This window comes from Burkholderia sola, from assembly GCF_905400185.1.
Taxonomy (GTDB): domain Bacteria; phylum Pseudomonadota; class Gammaproteobacteria; order Burkholderiales; family Burkholderiaceae; genus Burkholderia; species Burkholderia sola.
In genome coordinates this window covers 1794839-1812093 of the sequence record NZ_FR989675.1, presented here as the reverse complement: position 1 = coordinate 1812093, position 17255 = coordinate 1794839, and the positions used below count along the sequence as shown (strand labels likewise).

General features: G+C 72.3%; 4 protein-coding genes. All 4 read right to left on the bottom strand.

Annotated elements, in window-relative coordinates; all coding sequences use genetic code 11:
• Positions 1–45: 45 nt before the first annotated feature.
• The 4 genes from KR541_RS08265 to KR541_RS08250 are packed head-to-tail and all read right to left on the bottom strand — an operon-like array spanning position 46 to position 17152.
• The gene (locus KR541_RS08265; protein WP_050012615.1) at positions 46–1422 is read right to left on the bottom strand and encodes a lysine N(6)-hydroxylase/L-ornithine N(5)-oxygenase family protein; all 1377 of its coding nucleotides are present in this window, start codon (positions 1420–1422) and stop codon (positions 46–48) included.
• A gap of 33 nt (positions 1423–1455) precedes the next feature.
• Positions 1456–2487 carry a GNAT family N-acetyltransferase gene (locus KR541_RS08260; RefSeq protein ID WP_050012614.1) on the bottom strand — a complete coding sequence of 344 codons (1032 nt, stop codon included), beginning with the start codon at positions 2485–2487 and terminating at the stop codon, positions 1456–1458.
• Positions 2477–7465 carry a non-ribosomal peptide synthetase gene (locus KR541_RS08255; protein ID WP_050012613.1) on the bottom strand — a complete coding sequence of 1663 codons (4989 nt, stop codon included), beginning with the start codon at positions 7463–7465 and terminating at the stop codon, positions 2477–2479. The genes KR541_RS08260 and KR541_RS08255 overlap by 11 nt, the downstream gene beginning before the upstream one ends.
• Positions 7466–7474: 9 nt before the next feature.
• Positions 7475–17152, bottom strand: coding sequence for a non-ribosomal peptide synthetase (locus KR541_RS08250; RefSeq protein ID WP_216089491.1), 9678 nt, complete (start codon positions 17150–17152; stop codon positions 7475–7477).
• Between the last annotated feature and the right edge of the window lie 103 nt (positions 17153–17255).

Below are 17255 nucleotides of genomic sequence, written 5' to 3'. Positions count from 1 at the left end.
TTCTTCTGCTCCACTTTTTTCATGCGGTCTCCGACCGCGCCTTTGTCAAAGAGCGAAAGCCATCCGGCCCGCGCTCACCCCGTTGTTCGGTCGTTTTTCGTGCGTGGCCCGCGCCGCGCCTTCGTCGTGCGCGGGTGCGATCCCGTCCTCGAGCGACGCGCAGATCTCGTCGGCGCGGCGCGCCAGTACCGACAGCAGCGTGTCGGACAGGCCGTGGCTGTCTTCGCAGCAGCCTTGCAGGTAGATGCGCGGCGCGAAGTGCTCGGGCGTCGCGAGCAGGTAGTCGCGCGTGACGTCGCCGCGCGTGAGCGCATCGCCCAGGTGCGGCGCGAGCCCTTCGAGCAGCGCCGAATGCGTGTCGCGGCGGTAGCCGGTCGCGAGCACGAGTGCGTCGAAACGCTCGACGCGCGTGGCGCCGCTCATCCGGTCGCGCAGCGTCAGCTCGATGCGGCCGTCGGCGGTGCGCACCGCGGCCTCGATCGCGCTGTTCGCGAGCAGCGCATGACGCGGCGTGCAGTCGATGCGCTGCAGATAGAGCATTTCGTAGATTTGCTCGATCAGCGGCCGGTCGACCACCGCGTAGTTCGTGTCGCGATAGCGCTCGAGCAGCGCGCGGCGCGCGTCGTGCGGCTGCGCATAGACGACGTCGGTGAATTCGGGGCTGAAGATTTCGTTGACGAACGGGCTGTCGTCGGCCGGCTTCAGCGCGCCCGCGCGCATCACGAGGCTCGCGTCGACGTGCGGGAAGCGGCGCGCGAGGTCGATGAACACCTCGGCCGCGCTTTGCCCCGCGCCGATCACCGCGACGCGGCGGCGCTCGCCGTCGGGCGACGCGACGAGCCGGTCGATGTCGGCCAAATACGTCGACGAATGGATCACGCGGTCGCGGCCGAGCGCGGCGAACGCATCGGGAATCGCCGGCGTGCCGCCGACGCCCACCGACAGCGCGCGCGTGACGCGCTGGCGCTCGTGGCCGGCCGCGTCGCGCGACAGCACGCGCAGCGCGTCGATCTTCGCGCCGTCGCCGCGCACGGGTTCGATCCCGAGCACGGTCTCGCTGTAATGGACGCGATCGTCGAACGCGTCGGCCACCCAGCTCAGGTAGTCGTGGAATTCGACACGGGTCGGATAGAAGTTCTTCAGGTTGATGAATTCGTTCAGCCGGCCGCGTTCGAACAGGTAGTTGATGAACGTGTAGCGGCTTTTCGGATCGCGCATCGTCACGAGATCCTTCAGAAACGAGATCTGCATCCGGCAGTCGTCGAGCAGCATCCCGCGATGCCAGCCGAACTCCGGCTGGCGCTCGATGAAGCAATGGGCGAGCGTGTGCGCGCCGCCGCGCTCCGCGAGGCGCACGGCCAGCGCCAGATTCGACGGCCCGAAGCCGACGCCGATCAGGTCGAATACGGTTTCTCTCTGCATGTCTCAGCTCCCTTTATCGGTGAATCCGGCCCGTCAGACGTGACGGCCGGAGAAGAACGTCTCGCGCAGCGTGCGCATCCACAGCGGCTGCGCGTCGGCCAGCGCGAGACGGCGCTGCCGCGCGAAGCCATGCCGCGCGAGATGGTCGGCAACCCGCGTGTGGCCGGCCGGAACGGCACAGCCGACCGCTTCGGTACGCAGGTCGTCGAGAAACAGGTAATGCACGACGGACGGCAGCCAGCCGGCCACGCGGTGCGCACCGCGCCAGCGCGGCTCGCCGACCAGCATCCGCAGCCCGCGGTCGTAGTCGCGCGCCGCGACGTGCGGCGCGAGCGCGTCCTCCTTCAGCCAGAACGCTTCGAAATACGCGAACGGCTCGTCGTCGAAACAGCCGACCAGCCGCGTCACGTGCGGATCGGTTTCCTGCGCGCCTTCCGCGCCGCGTGGCGCGGGCTGTGCGCCGGGCCAGCCGTCGCGCACACGCGGCTCGTCGAACCAGCGCGCGAGCCGCTCGGTGTCTTCCGCCGGCTGCCAGCCGCGCAGCGTGAAGCGCACGCCGAGCGCCGGCAGGTCGCGCGCATAGACGTCGCCGCGCGGTGCGGGCGGACGGCGCGGATGACGCCGGCCGTCGGTGATCGTCGGCAGCGTCGCGCACGGCAGCGCCGCGCCGACGCGCCACAGGTCGGCCTGCTGCGCCCAGCCGTCGCGCAGGCAGCGGCCGCCGTCGGCCAGCACGCCGCTCGCGCGCAGCGCGTCGAGCGCGACCGCCGGCCATGCGGCCGGGTCGAGCCGAATCGCCGCGTGGCGCGCGCTGTCCGAGAACGCCGCGGCGAGTGCGGCCAGCAGCGCCCGCCGCTGATCGGCCGGCGCCGCGCGATGGTTATAGGCGACGAGGCGCAGCGCGCCGTCGTCGCCGAGCTGTGCGCGCAGCAACTGCGCGCCGATACCGTCGCCCTGCGCGACGCGGATCTCCGCGCCGTCGCGCGCGGCGAACAGGCCGTCCGCGAACGCGAGGCGGTAGGTATCGAGCATCGTGAATCCGTCCGGGCGCACTTCAGCCAGCATGGCGCGCCTCCTGTCCCGTTTCCGCTTGCGCATCGAGCCGCGCGCCGAGCGCCGCGAGCGTCGGCGCCGCGAACACGTCGGCGACCGTCAGCGCATGACCGGCACGACCGGCCACGTCGACGAAGCGCACGACGTCGAACGACGTCGCGCCGGCTTCGAACAGGTCTGCATCGGCCTCGGGTGCGGCCGTCGCGAACGTGTCCGACCACAGCGCGGCGAGCGCGGCGGCCGCATGGGACGACATTGCATGGGGCTGGGTCGCGGCGCCGGCGCGTGCGCCGGACGCAGCGTGCGCGGCTGCGTGCTTATCAGGTGCGCCGAGCGCCGCCTCCGACGCGCCGGCGAACCGCGCGACTTCGTCGTGATACAGATCGACGAGCGTCTCGACGAAATCGCGCGCGAGCAGTTCGTCCGCATACGAGAACGCGGCGCTCACGCGGCCATCCGGATGCTCGACGACGTCCAGCTCCAGCGTGAACACGACGCGATGGCGCACGTCGTCGAATCCGGCCAGCGACAGACCGGCCCAGTCGCGTGCGGCGGCGCCGGTCGGGCGCAGGTAGTTGAACATCACCTGGAACAGCGGATTGGCCTGCGCGGCGCGCGGCGCACGCAGCGCGGCCACGACGTCGGCGAACGGCACGTCGGCATGCGCATAGGCGGCAAGCGCCGTGTCGCGCACTTGCGCGAGCACGTCCGCACGGCGCGCGGACGGGGCGATCCGCGTGCGCACGACGACCGAGTTGATGAACAGGCCCAGCGCGGCGCGGGCCGCGTCGCCCGTGAGTTCGCGCGTCGACGCGAGCACGCCGACCGGCTGGTCGGCCGCGCCCGTCGCGCGGAACAGCGCGGTGTTGAGCGCCGCGTGCAGCAGCATCGGCAGCGTCGCGTGCGAGGCCGACGCGGCGTCGCGCGCGGCGCGAATCAGTGGCGCATCGAATTCGAATGCGATGCGGGCCGCGCGCCATTGCGGCACGGCCGGCGCATCGGTGCGCTGCGGCAATATGCGCGACGGCAGATCGGCGAGCGCATCGCACCAGTACGCGACGCGCGCCGGATGGCACGGCGCGGGCAGCACGAGCGGTGGCGCGGCCGGTTCGACGGCTTCACCGGCCGGCACGGCGCTGCGCTGCACGCGGGCGACATAGCGGGCGCGCACCGCGTCGAGCCACAGCTCGATCGATTCGCCATCCGACACGATGTGGTGGATCGTCACCGACAGCACGTGATCGTCCGCGCCGAGCCGCAACACGCGGGCGCGCCACAGCGGCGCGTCGGCCGCGAGGTCGAACGGGGCGAGCGCATCCGCGTCGGTCAGCGCGGTCGCGCGAGCCAGCGCATCGGCTTGCGCCGACAGGTCGATCACCGGCAGATCGACGGCAACGTCTGCGTCGATCCGCTGGCCCGGCAGCGCGCCGTCGCGGACGACGAGCCGCGCGCGCAGCGCCGGATGCCCGGCGGCGGCATCCGCGAACGCGGCGCGCAGCGCATCGACGTCGAGCGGGCCGCGCACGCGCAGCGCGACCGGAATGTTGTATGCGGCGCTGTCCGGCTGCGCGCGCCACAGGAACCACAGGCCGAGCTGCGCGGGCGACAGCGGCCACACGCCGTGCGCGTCCGGTTTGGCCATGGCGACGCCCGGCGCCGTGGCGCCGGTATGCGCGGCGCGCGGCGCATCGGCCACCTGCCGCGCGTATGGCGCGAGCACGGGCGCCTCGAACAACGCACGCACCGGCACGTCGCGGCCGAGCCGCTCGGCCACGCGCGTCGCGACGCGCACGGCTGCCAGCGAATGGCCGCCGAGGTCGAAGAAGTGATCGCCGCGGCCCACGCGTTCGAGGTTCAGCACGTCGCACCAGATCGCCGCGAGCGCGGCTTCGTCGCCGTCGTGCGGTGCCTCGTACGCACGTTCGACCCGCACCGGCGCCGGCAACCGCGCGCGGTCGACCTTGCTGTTCGCGTTGCGCGGCAACGCATCGAGCACGATCAGTTGCGCGGGCACCATGTAGTCGGGCAGCGTGCGGCGCAGGTGCGCATCGAGCGTCGCGGCTTCGACCGGCTGCGCGGCCGCCTGCGCTTCGGCGGTCAACTCGACATACGCGACGAGTTGCGCGAGCGCGCCCTGTCCGTGCACGACCGCGCAGGCTTCGCGCACCGCGTCGTGCGCGGCGAGCTGCGCTTCGATTTCGCCGAGTTCGATGCGCAGGCCGCGCAGCTTCACCTGATGATCGACGCGGCCGATGAAATCGAACACGCCGTCCGCGCGGCGCCGCACGAGATCGCCGGTCCGGTACAGCCGCGCGCCCGGCGCACCATACGGATCGGGCACGAAGCGCTCGGCCGTCAGCGCCGGCCGGTCGAGGTAGCCGCGTGCGACGCCGATGCCCTCGCCGCCCAGATACAGTTCGCCGATCACGCCGACCGGCAGCGGATGCAGCCGCGCATCGAGCACGTGCGCGGTGCGCGCGCCGACCAGCGTACCGATCGGCAGATACGCGGCGTCGCCGAGCTTCGCGAGATCGTCGCCGGGACGGAACATCCACAGCGTCGGCGTGATGACCGTTTCGGTCGGGCCGTAGCCGTTGACCACGCGCACGTTCGGCAGCGCGCGGCGCAGCATCGCGAACGCCTCGCGCGACGTCGCCTCGCCGCCGACGGTCAGCGAACGCAGCGTCGGCGGCGCGCCGTGCGCGAGCGCCCATTCGGCGAGCTGGGCCGCGCAGCCGGGCGGCACGTAGGTCATCGTCACGCCGTCGCGGATCATCATCGCGCAGGTCTGCGCGGGCGGCCACAGCACGTCGGCCGTCACCGACACGGCGGCGCCCGACATGTATTGCGAAAACCAGCCTTCGTGCGCGCCGTCGAAATTGACCGACTGGAACAGCAGGAACACGTCGTGCTCGCCCGCGCCGTAGCGCTCGGCGATCGCCGCGCAATGCAGCGCGAACGACGCGTGGTCGACGATCACGCCCTTCGGCTTGCCGGTCGAACCCGACGTGTAGATCGCATACGCCGCATGACCGGGCAGCACGTCCGGCAGCGCGACATGTGCGGCTTCGTCGAGCGCAGCGATTTCGTCCGCGCGCCAGATGCGCAATTCAGGCAAGTCGGGCAGCGACGCGGCGCTCGCGGCGTCGGTCAGCACGTGCGCAATGGCCGCATCGCCGACGATCTGCGCGAGCCGTTCGCGCGGATGAGCCGGATCGAGCGGCACGAACGCGGCGCCCGACTTCAGCACCGCGATCAGCGCGACGAGCAGGTCGACCGAGCGCTGCAGCGCGACGCCGACGCGCATCTCGGGCCGCACGCCGGCCGCCACCAGATGGCGCGCCAAACGTGCGGCACGGGCATCGACCTCGCCGCGCGTCAACGCGCGATCGATATCGGCGACACCGCGTGCGTCGGGCCGCGCGTGCGCATGGGCGGCGATGCGTGCATGCACCGGTACGAACGGCTCGGCGGCGGTCGCGCCGGCCGGCGCGTTCCACGCGAAGAGCTGCGCGCGTTCGTCGGCGGGCAGCCAGTCGAGATCGCCGATCGGCAGATCGGGGCGCGCGAGCGCATCGGTCAGCAGCGTGACGAAGCGCGCGGCCAGCCGTGCGATCGCATCCGCGTCGAACAGGTCGAGCGCGTAGATGAAGGCGGCGTCGAACGTGCCGTCCGGCGTCGCTTCGACGGACAGCGTCAGGTCGAATTTCGCGGACGGCGTACCCGACGGCAGCAGCGCGGCCGACGCCGCGCCGAGCGGCGGCAGCGCGCGGCGTTCGCCATACGCGGCCATCACCTGGAACAGCGGATGGTGGCTCGCGCTGCGCGGCACGCCGAGCGCGTCGACCACCTGCTCGAACGGCACGTCCTGGTGCATCTGCGCATCGACGAGCGCACGCTGCGTACGCGCGACCAGCGACGAGAAATCGCCGTGCGCGGGCACGTCGACGTCGATCGCGAGCGTATTGACGAAGAAGCCGATCAGGCCGGCGACTTCCGCGCGCTCGCGGTTCGCGGCCGGCACGCCGACGCAGATCCGCGCGTCGCCGGTCGCGCGCGCCAGCAGCGCATCGAGCGCGGCGAGCAGCACCGCGAACGGCGTCGCGCCGGACGCGGCCGCGAACGCGCGCAACTGCGCAGCGACGCGCGCGTCGAGCGAAAACACATGGCGCGCGCCGCGCGCACTGCGACGGGCCGGCCGTGCGGTCGCGCCGGGCAGCGTCAGCACGCCGCGCTGCGGATCGAGCCGTTCGCGCCAGAACGCGAGCTGACGGTCGCGCTCGCCGGCATCGAGCCAGCGGCGCTGCCACAGCGCGTAGTCGGCGTACTGAATCGGCAGCGGCGCGAGCGTCACCGGTTCGCCCGACGCATACGCGCGATAGAACGCCGCAAGCTCGAACAGCATCACGCCCGACGACCAGCCGTCCGACACGATGTGATGGACGGTCAGCGCGAGCCAGTGATGCGTCGCGTCGAAGCGCACCAGATGCGCGCGCACGAGCGGCGCCGTGCCGAGATCGAACGGCTCGGCTTCGTCGGCCGTCGCGACGGCTTCCGCGCGTGCCGCGCGCTGCGCGTCCGGCAACGCTTCGAGATCGGTTTCGCGCCACGGGCAGCGCAGCGGTGCGTGGATCGTCTGCGCGACGCCGTCCTGCGCTTCGTCGAAGGTCGTGCGCAGCGCCTCATGGCGCGCAATCAACGCGTCGCATGCAAGACGCAGCGCGTGCACGTCGAGCGGCCCCGTCAGCGCGAGGCGCTCGGTGATGTGATACGCGTCCGGCGCATCGATCAGCCGCGCGTGCAGCCACAGCCGCGTCTGCGCGAACGATGCCGGCACGCGATCGCTGCGCGGCGTGCGCGGCGGGATCGGCAGCACGCGGAAGTCGATGCCGGCCGCGCCGAGCTTGTCGATGAAGACCGCACGCTGCGCGTCGGGCAGTTGCGCGAAACGCGTCGCGAGCGCGAGCCAGTCGGGTTGAACCTTCGTCATCCGTCGTCCTTATTGGGTTTCCAGTTCGCCGAGCAGCGCGTCGATCGCGCTCGCCGCATCGGTCGCGCCGCGTGCCGCGCAGGCCACGTCGATCGCTTCCGCGCAGCGCGCCAGCGTGCGCGTGTCGAACAGCGTGCGCAGCGGCAGCGCGAGCCCCCAGTGCAGGTTCGCCTGCGCGTGGGCCTGCGTCGCGAGCAGCGAGTGGCCGCCGAGCAGGAAGAAATCGCCGTCGCGGCCGATCGCGTCCACATGCAGCACGCGCTGCCAGATGTCGGCGAGCGCGCGCTCGGTATCGGTCGCGAGTTCGACGGCTTCGGTCGCTTCGCGCACCGGCGCGGGCAGCGCGTGGCGGTCGCATTTGCCGTTCGGCGTGACCGGCAATGAATCGAGCTCGATCAACTGCGACGGCACCATGTACGCCGGCAGTTGCGCGCGCAACGCACCGAGCAGCGCCGCACGGTCGAGCGGGCCCGCGTCGCCGCGCGCGACATAGCCGATCAGTTGCTCGTCGCGCACGACCACGACCGCATCGTTGACGCCCGGCGCCGCGCGCAGCAGCGCCTCGATCTCGCCCGGCTCGATCCGCTGGCCGCGCAGCTTCACCTGCGTGTCGACGCGGCCGAGGTAGTCGAGCGCGCCGTCCGCGCGCCGGCGTGCGAGGTCGCCGGTGCGGTACATGCGGGCGCCTGGCACGAACGGATCGGGCACGAACCGCTCGGCAGTCAGCGCCGGACGGCCGAGATAGCCGCGTGCAAGGCCCGCGCCCGCGAGATACAGTTCGCCGGTCGCGCCGGCCGGCACCGGCTGCCACGCGGCATCGAGCACGTGCAGTTGCAGGTTCGCGATCGGATGGCCGATCGGCACCGCGACCGCCTGCGCGTCGTCGGGGCCGCAGGTCCAGTGCGATACGTCGATCGCGGCCTCGGTCGGCCCGTACAGGTTCACGAGCGTCGCGTTCGGCAACAGGCGCGCCATCTTCGCGACGAGCTCGGGCGCCAGCGCCTCCCCGCTCGCGACGATCAGGCGCACGCTGTCGCATTGCGCGGCGGCCGAGAAATCGTCGAGATGCGCGGCGAACGCGGCCAGCATCGACGGCACGAAATGCAGCACCGTCACGCCGTGCGCGTGGATCGCGGCGGCCAGGCGCGCCGGGTCGCGGTGATCGCCCGGCGCGGCGATCGCGAGCTTCGCGCCGATCGCGAGCGGCCACACGAATTCCCACACCGACACGTCGAAGCCGAACGGGGTCTTGTGCAGCACGACGTCGTCGTGCGTCAGCCGGTACGCGTGCTGCATCCACGCGATCCGGTTCGCAAGCGCGCCGTGCGTGTTGCCGGCGCCCTTCGGCTTGCCGGTCGAGCCGGACGTGTAGATCAGGTACGCGAGCTGCGCGTCGTCGATCGCGGCGGCTTCGTGGTCGATTTCGCGCGCTTCGTCGGCCAGCAAGTCCGCGACCGTCAGCAATTGCGTGTCGGCGCCCTCGCCCAGCGCGGCCTCGACCTGCTCGCGCAGATGCGCCTGCGTGATCGCGACGGCCGGCCGCGCGTCGCGCAGCAGGTACGCAATGCGCTCGGCCGGATAGTCGGGATCGACCGGCAGGTACGCGGCGCCGGCCTTCAGCACGCCGACGAGCGCCATCACCATGTCGAACGAGCGCTCGACGCACAGCGCGACGGGTGTGTCGGGCTGCACGCCGCGCCGGCGCAGTGCGGCGGCGATGCGCGACGTCGCGGCGTCGAGTTCGCGATAGGTCGCGCGCTGCACGCGGCCGTGAGCGTCCGCGTATTCGAGCGCGGTCGCGTCGGGTGTCGCCCGTGCCGCGTCGGCGAATTGCAGGTGCAGCGGCTGCCGCTGTTCGGACGGCCAGACATGTGCGGTGTGCTGCGCATGCACGAGCGTATCGCGGGTCGCATCGTCGGCGATCGACAGCGTGCCCAGCAGCGCGTCCGGCGTACGGGCCAGCGCATCGAGCGCGCAGGCAAACGCGCGATGCCAGGTCTCGACCTGACGCGCGTCGACGCGTGCGGTGTCGTAGCCGTAGTCGATCGTCAGTTCGGCGCCGCATTCGATGACGAGCGTCAGCGCGAAATCGGTCGCTTCGATGCTGCGTATGCCGCTCAACGCCAGCGCGCGCGGATCGGCGTCACGCACGGACTCGTCCACCGGATAGTTCTCGAACACGACCAGCGTGTCGAACAGCGCGCCGCCCGACCCGCGCGCCCAGCGCTGGATGTCGGCGAGCGGCGTGTGTGCGTGTTCGGCGGCCGCCGCGTTCTCGCGTTGCAGCGCTTGCAGCCAGTCGGCCGCACGTTGCTGCGGCGCCGGCGCGGTGATGACCGGCAGCGTGTTGATGAAGAGGCCGAGCACCGAGTCGACGTCCGCAAGCGCATCGGGGCGGCCGGCGACGGTCGCGCCGAACGCGACGGCCGGCTGGTGCGTCATCCGCTGCAGCGCGAGCGCCCATGCGCCCTGCACCAGCGTGTTGACGGTCAGCTTCAGCGCGCGGGCGGTTTGCGCGACGCGCGCCGTCGTGTCGGCGTCGAGCGTCGCGCGCCACGTGACCATCTCGGCATCCGCGCGATCGGCCGTGCGCTCCGCGATCAGCGTCGGTGCATCGAGCCGCGCCAGGCGGTCGGTCCAGAAGTGCTCGTCGGCGTCGCGGTCGCGCGTGCCGAGCCATGCGATGAAATCGCGATAGCGCAGCGCCGGGCGGCTCGCGAACGGCGACACGGCGTCCGGGTCGCGGTAGTCGCGCAGCACGTCGGCGAGCAGGCGCGCGGTGCTCCAGCCGTCGAGCAGCACGTGGTGGCGCGTCCAGACGACCCGCCACGCATCGTCCGTCACGCGGATCAGCGTGAGCCGCATCAGCGGCGGCGCGCGCCAGTCGAAGCCGCGCGTGCGGTCGGCCGCGAGCCATGCGTCGAAATCGGCGTCGAGCGTGTCGCCGCGCGTGCGCCAGTCGAGTTGCTCGACCGGCATGCGTGCGTGCCGATGCACGCATTGCAGCGGCGCGGCTTCGTCCGGCATCACGCTCGTGCGCAGGATGTCGTGACGCGCGACGGACGCGTCGAATGCGGCCGCGAGCCGGTCGGCGTCCAGCGCGGTCGCGGTCGCGACGAGCTGGTTCACGTAGCTCGCGTGGCCGGGCGCGAACAGCGCATGGAACAGGATGCCCTGCTGCATCGGCGACAACGGATACACGTCGTCGATCGCGCGCCAGTCGAGCGGCGCGCGTTCGATCGCGGCCTGCGTGAGGCCGGCGGCCTGCGCGAGCGGGAAATCGCCCGGCGTCGCGCCGGCGCCGCGATGCGCGACGCGCGACACGCATGCATCGACGAGTTCGCGCAGCGCGGTCGCGAAGCGTTCGGCGAATGCGTCGATCGTCGCGCGTTCGAATTGCGGCGCACCGTAGACCCAGTGCACCTTCAGCGTGCGCGCGCCGTCGCCGTCCGTGTCGAGGTACGCATGGATCGCGAGCGTATTGCCGAGCGGGCCTCGAGGATCGCGCTCGACGCCGGTGCCGCCGAAGCGCGGGACGAGCGTCGCGTCGCGCGGCGCGTCGAACTGGCCGAGATAGTTGAACGTGACGCGCGGACGCGGCACGGCGGCCAGCGCCGCACGCGTGGCCGCATCGCCGTAGTGCGCGAGCACGCCGAAGCCGAGCCCCTTGTGCGGCACCGCGCGCAGCGTGTCCTTGACCGCGCACAGCGTGTCGCGGGCCGTGGCTGCGACCGGCAGCGTCACCGGGTAATGGCTCGTCAGCCAGCCGATCGTGCGGCTGGCATCCGCGTCGTCGAACAGCGCTTCGCGGCCATGCCCCTCGAGTTCGACCCGGCACGATGCGGCACCGCGCGCGCCGGCCAGCGCGAGTGCGAGCGCCGCGCCGAGCAGCTCGATCGTCTGCGTGCGATAGGCCGCGTGCGCGTCGGTCAGTGCGGCGCGGGTCAATGTCGCGTCGATCGTCTGCACGACGACGGCCGCATCGGCGTTCGTCGCCGCTGCGTCGGGGTGATCGGGCGCGATGTCGTCGCCCTGCGCCGTGCCGGCCCAGTAGGCGGCTTCCGCTGCGAACGGCGACACCGGTTCCGTTGCCGCGCGGGCGAGCCGTGCGGCCCAGGCGTCCGCGCGCAGGCCTGGCTGCGACAGGCGGGCCGGCGTGCGCTCGCATGCCGCGCGGTAGGCGGTGTCGAGATCGTCGAGCAGGATGCGCCACGACACGCCGTCGACGATCGCATGGTGAATCGCGAGATAGAGCCGCGTCGAACCGTCCGGCAGCCGTGCCGCGCATGCGCAGGCGAGCGGCCCGTTGCCGAGATCGAGACGGCGTTGCAGCGCGTCGAAGCGCGCCAGTGCATCGGCTTCGTCGCGTGCGGCGACTTCGACGAACGGCAGCGCGTCGTACGGCTTCGCCGCATCGCTCGCGTGCCACGTGCCGTCGGCGGCGCATGCGAAGCGCTGGCGGAATGCGTCGTGATGTGTGAGCAACGCGTCGAATGCGCGCGCGAATGCGTCCGCGTCGAACGCGCCGCGCACGTCGAACGACACCGACTGGTTCCAGTGGCCGCGGTGCGGGATATCGAGCGCGAAGAAGCGCTGTTGTGCGGGCGTCAGGATCGGCTTGGCAGCCGGCGTGGCCGTTGCAGGCGCAACCGCAGGGTGCTGCGCGGTGACGGCCGTGTCATCCGTTTTCGCGACGCGCGCGAGTTCGGCGACGGTCGGCCCGTCGAACAGCTGCTTCGGCGTGAAGCGGACACCGCGCTTGCGCGCCCGGGCGATCACCTGCAGCACGAGGATCGAGTCGCCGCCCAGTTCGAAGAAGTTGTCGTCGCGGCCGACCTTCGGCGCCTTCAGCACGGCCTGCCAGACATCGGCAAGCACCGTTTCGACCGCGCCTTGCGGTGCATCGCCGGACGCGACCACAACCGGCACGGCGGCCAGTTCGCGCAATGCCGCGCGATCGATCTTGCCGTTCGCGGTCACCGGCAGACGCGCGAGCGAGACAAACTGCGCGGGCACCATGTAGTCGGGCAGCGTCGCGGCCAGCGCGGCGCGCACCGCGGCTTCGTCGAACGCCGCGCCGTCGCGCATCACGACGAACGTCGCGAGCCGCAGGCGGCCATCGTGCTCGATCGCGAGCGTCTCGGCCTGCGCGATCGGGCCGGTCGCGCGCACGGCCGCACTGACCTCGCCCGGCTCGACGCGATAGCCGCGAATCTTCACCTGATCGTCGATGCGGCCGAGGAATGCCAGACGGCCGTCCGTGCGCAACCGCACGCGGTCGCCCGTCCGATACAGCCGCGCGCCCGGCGTGAAAGGATCGGGCACGAAGCGCTCCGCCGTTTGCGCGGGCCGGCCGAGGTAGCCGCGCGCGACGCCCGGCCCGCCCAGATACAGCTCGCCGGTCGCGCCGGCCGGCACGCACGCGCCGAACGCGTCGAGCACCAGCGCGCGCGCATTCGGCAGCGGCAGGCCGAGCGGCACGCCGCTCGCCGGATCGCGCGCGTCGGCGGCAATCGACGCCGTGTCGCACACGATCGCGCCGACCGTCGCTTCGGTCGGCCCGTAATGGTTGATCACGCGGCAGGCCGGCGCGAGCGCGGCCAGCCGTGCGACGAGCGCCCACGTGAGCGTTTCGCCGCCCGTCACGAGCGCGTGGCGCGGCAGCACGTCGGCCGGCACGCGCGCGTCGAGCAGCGCCTGCAGGTGGCTCGGCACGATCTTCAGCACGCCCACGTCGCGGCGGCGCATTTCGTCGGCGAACAGGTCCGGATCGAACGCGCACGCGGCCGGCAGCAGGTGCAGCGTACGGCCCGCGCACAACGCGCCGAACAGCGTCGTGTGGCCGAGGTCCGCGGCGACGGTCGACACCATCGCGAACGACGCGTCGGGCGCGAACGCGAGTTCGTCGAGCATCCCCTGCACGTAGTCGGCCAGCGCGCCGTGCGACACGACGACGCCCTTCGGCGTGCCGGTCGAGCCCGACGTGTAGATCAGGTACGCGCCCTGTTCCGGGTGCGGCGCGACGCGCATGCCGGCCGCATGGGCGAGCGTCGCGTCCTGCGCGAGCGCGTCGACGTCGAGCGGCTGCGTGTCGGTGCCGGCCGGCCACGCGGCCGGGTCCGCGACGAGCGCCCAGCGCGCGCCGCAGTCGGCGGCCGCCGCGGCGAGGCGCGCGGACGGTTGCGCCGGGTCGAGCAGCACGGCCAGCGCGCCGGCTTTCAGCGCGCCGAGCAGGCCGACGACGAACCGTGCCGAACGCTCGATGCAGACGACGACCGCCGCTTCGGCGGCGACGCCGCGTTGCGTCAGCGCCCGCGCGATGCGGTTCGATGCGTCGTCGAGTTCGGCGAACGTCAGCGAGGTCGATGCGTCAGAAAGTGCGACGCGATGCGGGTAGGCAGCCGCCTGCCGCGCGAACGCGGCGACGATGTCGGCATGTTCGATGCGCAGCGCACGGCCGTCGCGCGGCTGGCGCGACGCCACCGATGCATCGCACGGCAGCGCGGCCGTCGTCGCGTGCGGTTCATGCGCGGCGGACGCGACGAGCGCCGCATAGCTGTCGAGCCACGCACGCGCGGTATCGGCATCGATGCAGTCGGTCGCATAGGCCGCGACCAGTTCGATCCCGTTCGCGTCGTCGGTGAAATCCAGCGCGAAATCGAAGCGCGCGGCGAGATCGGGCCCCGGCGTCGCGACCGCCGTGGCGCCCGGCAGCACGCTGTCGTGCCGTGCGTCGAACTGCTGCGCGAACTTCACGCGCAGCCATTCGTCGCCGCGCTTGACGGGCGGCTTCACCGCGTCGACGACGCGCTCGAACGGCACGTCCTGGTGCGCGACCGCGTCGAGCGCCGCGGTACGCGCCGCATCGACGAGCGCACGGAACGGCAGCGTCGGCGCCACGCGGACGCGCAGCGCGACCGTATTCAGGAAAAGACCCAGCAACGCGCGCGTTTCGGGGCGCTGACGATGCGCGACCGGCACCGCGACGACGACGTCGGTTTCGCCGGTCAGTCGCGACAGCCATGCGTCGAGCGCGGCCAGCAGCACCGTGAAGACGGTCGCCTGGGCACTGCGGGCGAGTTGCCGCACGTCGGCCGCGACTGCATCGGGCAGGCGCACCGACACGCGCGCGCCGTGCAGCGTGCGTGCGGCGCCTGGCTGGCGGTCGACCGGCAGCGCGAGCGGGCCCGGCACGTCGCACAACGCGCCGCGCCAGTAGTCGAGCTGGCGCTCGCCCTCGCCGCCGGCCAGCATGTCGCGCTGCCAGTCCGCGTAGTCCGCGTACTGGATCGGCAATCCGGGCAGCGACGGTTCTCGGCCTTCGGCATACGCGCAGTACGCAGCCGACAGTTCGTCGAACGCGCAACGCGAACTCCAGCCATCGGTGATCGCGTGATGCGCGGTCAGCAGCAGGCGGTGACGGTCGTCCGCGAGCACGACCAGCGTCGCGCGCAGCAGCGGGCCGCGCGCGAGGTCGAACGGTTCGGCCGCGTCGCGCTCGGCAAGACGCGCGGCTTGCGCGTCGCGGGCAGCCGGCGGCTGCTCGCGCAGGTCGACCGACGCGATCGACACCGGCAGATGCGCGTGAATCCGCTGCATCACGACGCCGTCGTCGTTGTCCACGAGTGTCGTGCGCCACGCTTCATGTCGGCCGATCACGTGATCGAGCGCGCGCTGCAGCGCGTCGCGGTGGAGCACGCCGTCGATCGTCCAGTGCGCGGCGATGTGATACGCCGCGCTTGCGTCGCGCGTTTGCGCGAGCACCCAGAAGCGTTGCTGGGCGAGCGATGCCGCACGATCGACGTACGTCGCACCCGACGCGGCCGCATCGGCCGGCGCGCGGCGCGCGGCAATCGCGGCCAGCGGTTCGCCGGTCTCGCGTTCCGCGCGGTCGACGATTTCGGCCAGTTCGGCGAGCGCCGGATCGGCGAACAGCGTGTCGAGCCGCAGGTTCACGCGCATGGCGGCACGGATCGCGGCCTGCAACTGCATCGCGGCGAGCGAATCGGCGCCCAGCGCCAAGAAACGATCGTCGCGCGACGGCGTGGCGTCGAGGCCCAGCAGCGTCTGCCAGAGGCCCGCGATCTGTTGTTCGGTCGGTGTGCGCGGCGCATCGCCCGCGGCTTGCGTCGTGTCGCGCGCGGCGGCAATCCGCTGGGCGGCAATCCGCTCGCGCAGCGCGGCACGATCGAGCTTGCCGTTCAGCGTGTACGGCAGCGCATCGCAACGCACGAACCGGTGCGGCTGCCACGCGGCCGGCAATTGCGCGGCCACATGCGCCTTCAATGCGGCATCGTCGGCCGCCGCGCGCAGCGCGACGCACGCGATCAAGCGCGTCGGCCCGTTGGCGGTGTCGGCCATCACGGCCGCGTCGGTCACGGCCGGGTGCGAGCGCAGGCACGCGGCGATTTCCGCCGGTTCCACGCGCACGCCGCGCACCTGGACCTGATCGTCGAGGCGGCCCAAATAATCGTATGCGCCGTCGTCGCGCAGGCGTGCCAGGTCGCCGGTGCGATAGACGCGCGCGCCGGGTTCACCGTCCGCATCGGGAATGAAACGCTCGGCCGTGAGCGCCGGGCGACCGTGATAACCGCGTGCGACGCACACGCCGCCGAGCAGCAGTTCGCCCACCCCATCGGCGTCGGCGCCGTCGATGCACGCGACCCGCGGGCCGATCACGCGGCCGATCGGCAGCGACGCATACGCGTCGTCCGCGGCCAGCACCGGCGTCTCGCCCGGCTCGACCGGCCACAGCATCGGCGAGATCACGGCTTCGGTCGGCCCGTAACCGTTGATCAGGCGCACCGCCGGGAACGTGCGGCGCACGAATTCGAACGCCTGCTGCGGCAGCGCTTCGCCGCCGAACGCGAGCACGCGCAAGGCCGGCGGCACGCCGTCGCGCGCGGCGACGGCCGCGAATTCACGCAGGTACGCGGGCGGAAACGCGGCGACGTTCACGGCTTCGCGCACCATCAGCGCATGCGCGTCCACCGGCGCGAACGGCTGCGGCGGCGCCACGACGATGCCGGCGCCGACCGCGAGCGGCGCGAGCCAGCATTCGTGCGCGGCGTCGAAGTTGACCGACGCGAAATGCAGCAGACGGTCGCCGCCCTCGATCGGCAGCGCGGCCGCGAGCGCGTCGCAATGCGCGGCGAGCGGCCCGTGCTCGACGACCACCGCCTTCGGCGTGCCGGTCGAGCCCGACGTATAGATCATGTAAGCGGCCGAACGCGGATGCACGGTCACGATGTCGTCATCGAACACGTGATCCTGCGCGACGCCCGATGCTTCCACCGCTGCGTCGAACGCGTGTTCGAACGGCGTGCCGAGCGCCGCGCGGCCGGCGGCGTCGACGATGCCGTGCCGCAGTTGCGCGTCCTGCACGATCCAGTCGAGGCGCGCGGCCGGATGGCGCGGATCGAGCGGCACGAACACGCCGCCGGCCTTCAGCACGGCCAGCAGCGCGACGAACAGGTCGCCCGACCGCTCGACGCACACGCCGACCCGCACTTCGGCGCCGACGCCGGCCGCCCGCAGTTGCCGGGCGAGTTGCGACGCACGTGCGTCGAGCGCACCGCGCGACAGGCGCAGGTCGTTCTGGAAAGGCACCGCGATGGCGGGCGCGTCGGGCGCGATGCGCGCCAGTTCGCGGATTCGGTGATGCAGCGCAGTCGGGAAACTCGTCATGTGCGTGAAATCCTTCGGTCCGGCCGCTTCGGCCAAGTCTCGGGGCCGCTTGGGGCGGCTTCACTGGTGTGACGAACGACGCGGCCGATTTTTTACCGCTTTG

Excerpts from the sequence above, each read along its gene's own strand:
- KR541_RS08250 (WP_216089491.1), bottom strand. The coding sequence starts at position 17,152 with ATGACGAGTTTCCCGACTGCGCTGCATCACCGAATCCGCGAACTGGCG.
- KR541_RS08260 (WP_050012614.1), bottom strand. The coding sequence starts at position 2,487 with ATGCTGGCTGAAGTGCGCCCGGACGGATTCACGATGCTCGATACCTAC.
- KR541_RS08255 (WP_050012613.1), bottom strand. The coding sequence starts at position 7,465 with ATGACGAAGGTTCAACCCGACTGGCTCGCGCTCGCGACGCGTTTCGCG.
- KR541_RS08265 (WP_050012615.1), bottom strand. The coding sequence starts at position 1,422 with ATGCAGAGAGAAACCGTATTCGACCTGATCGGCGTCGGCTTCGGGCCG.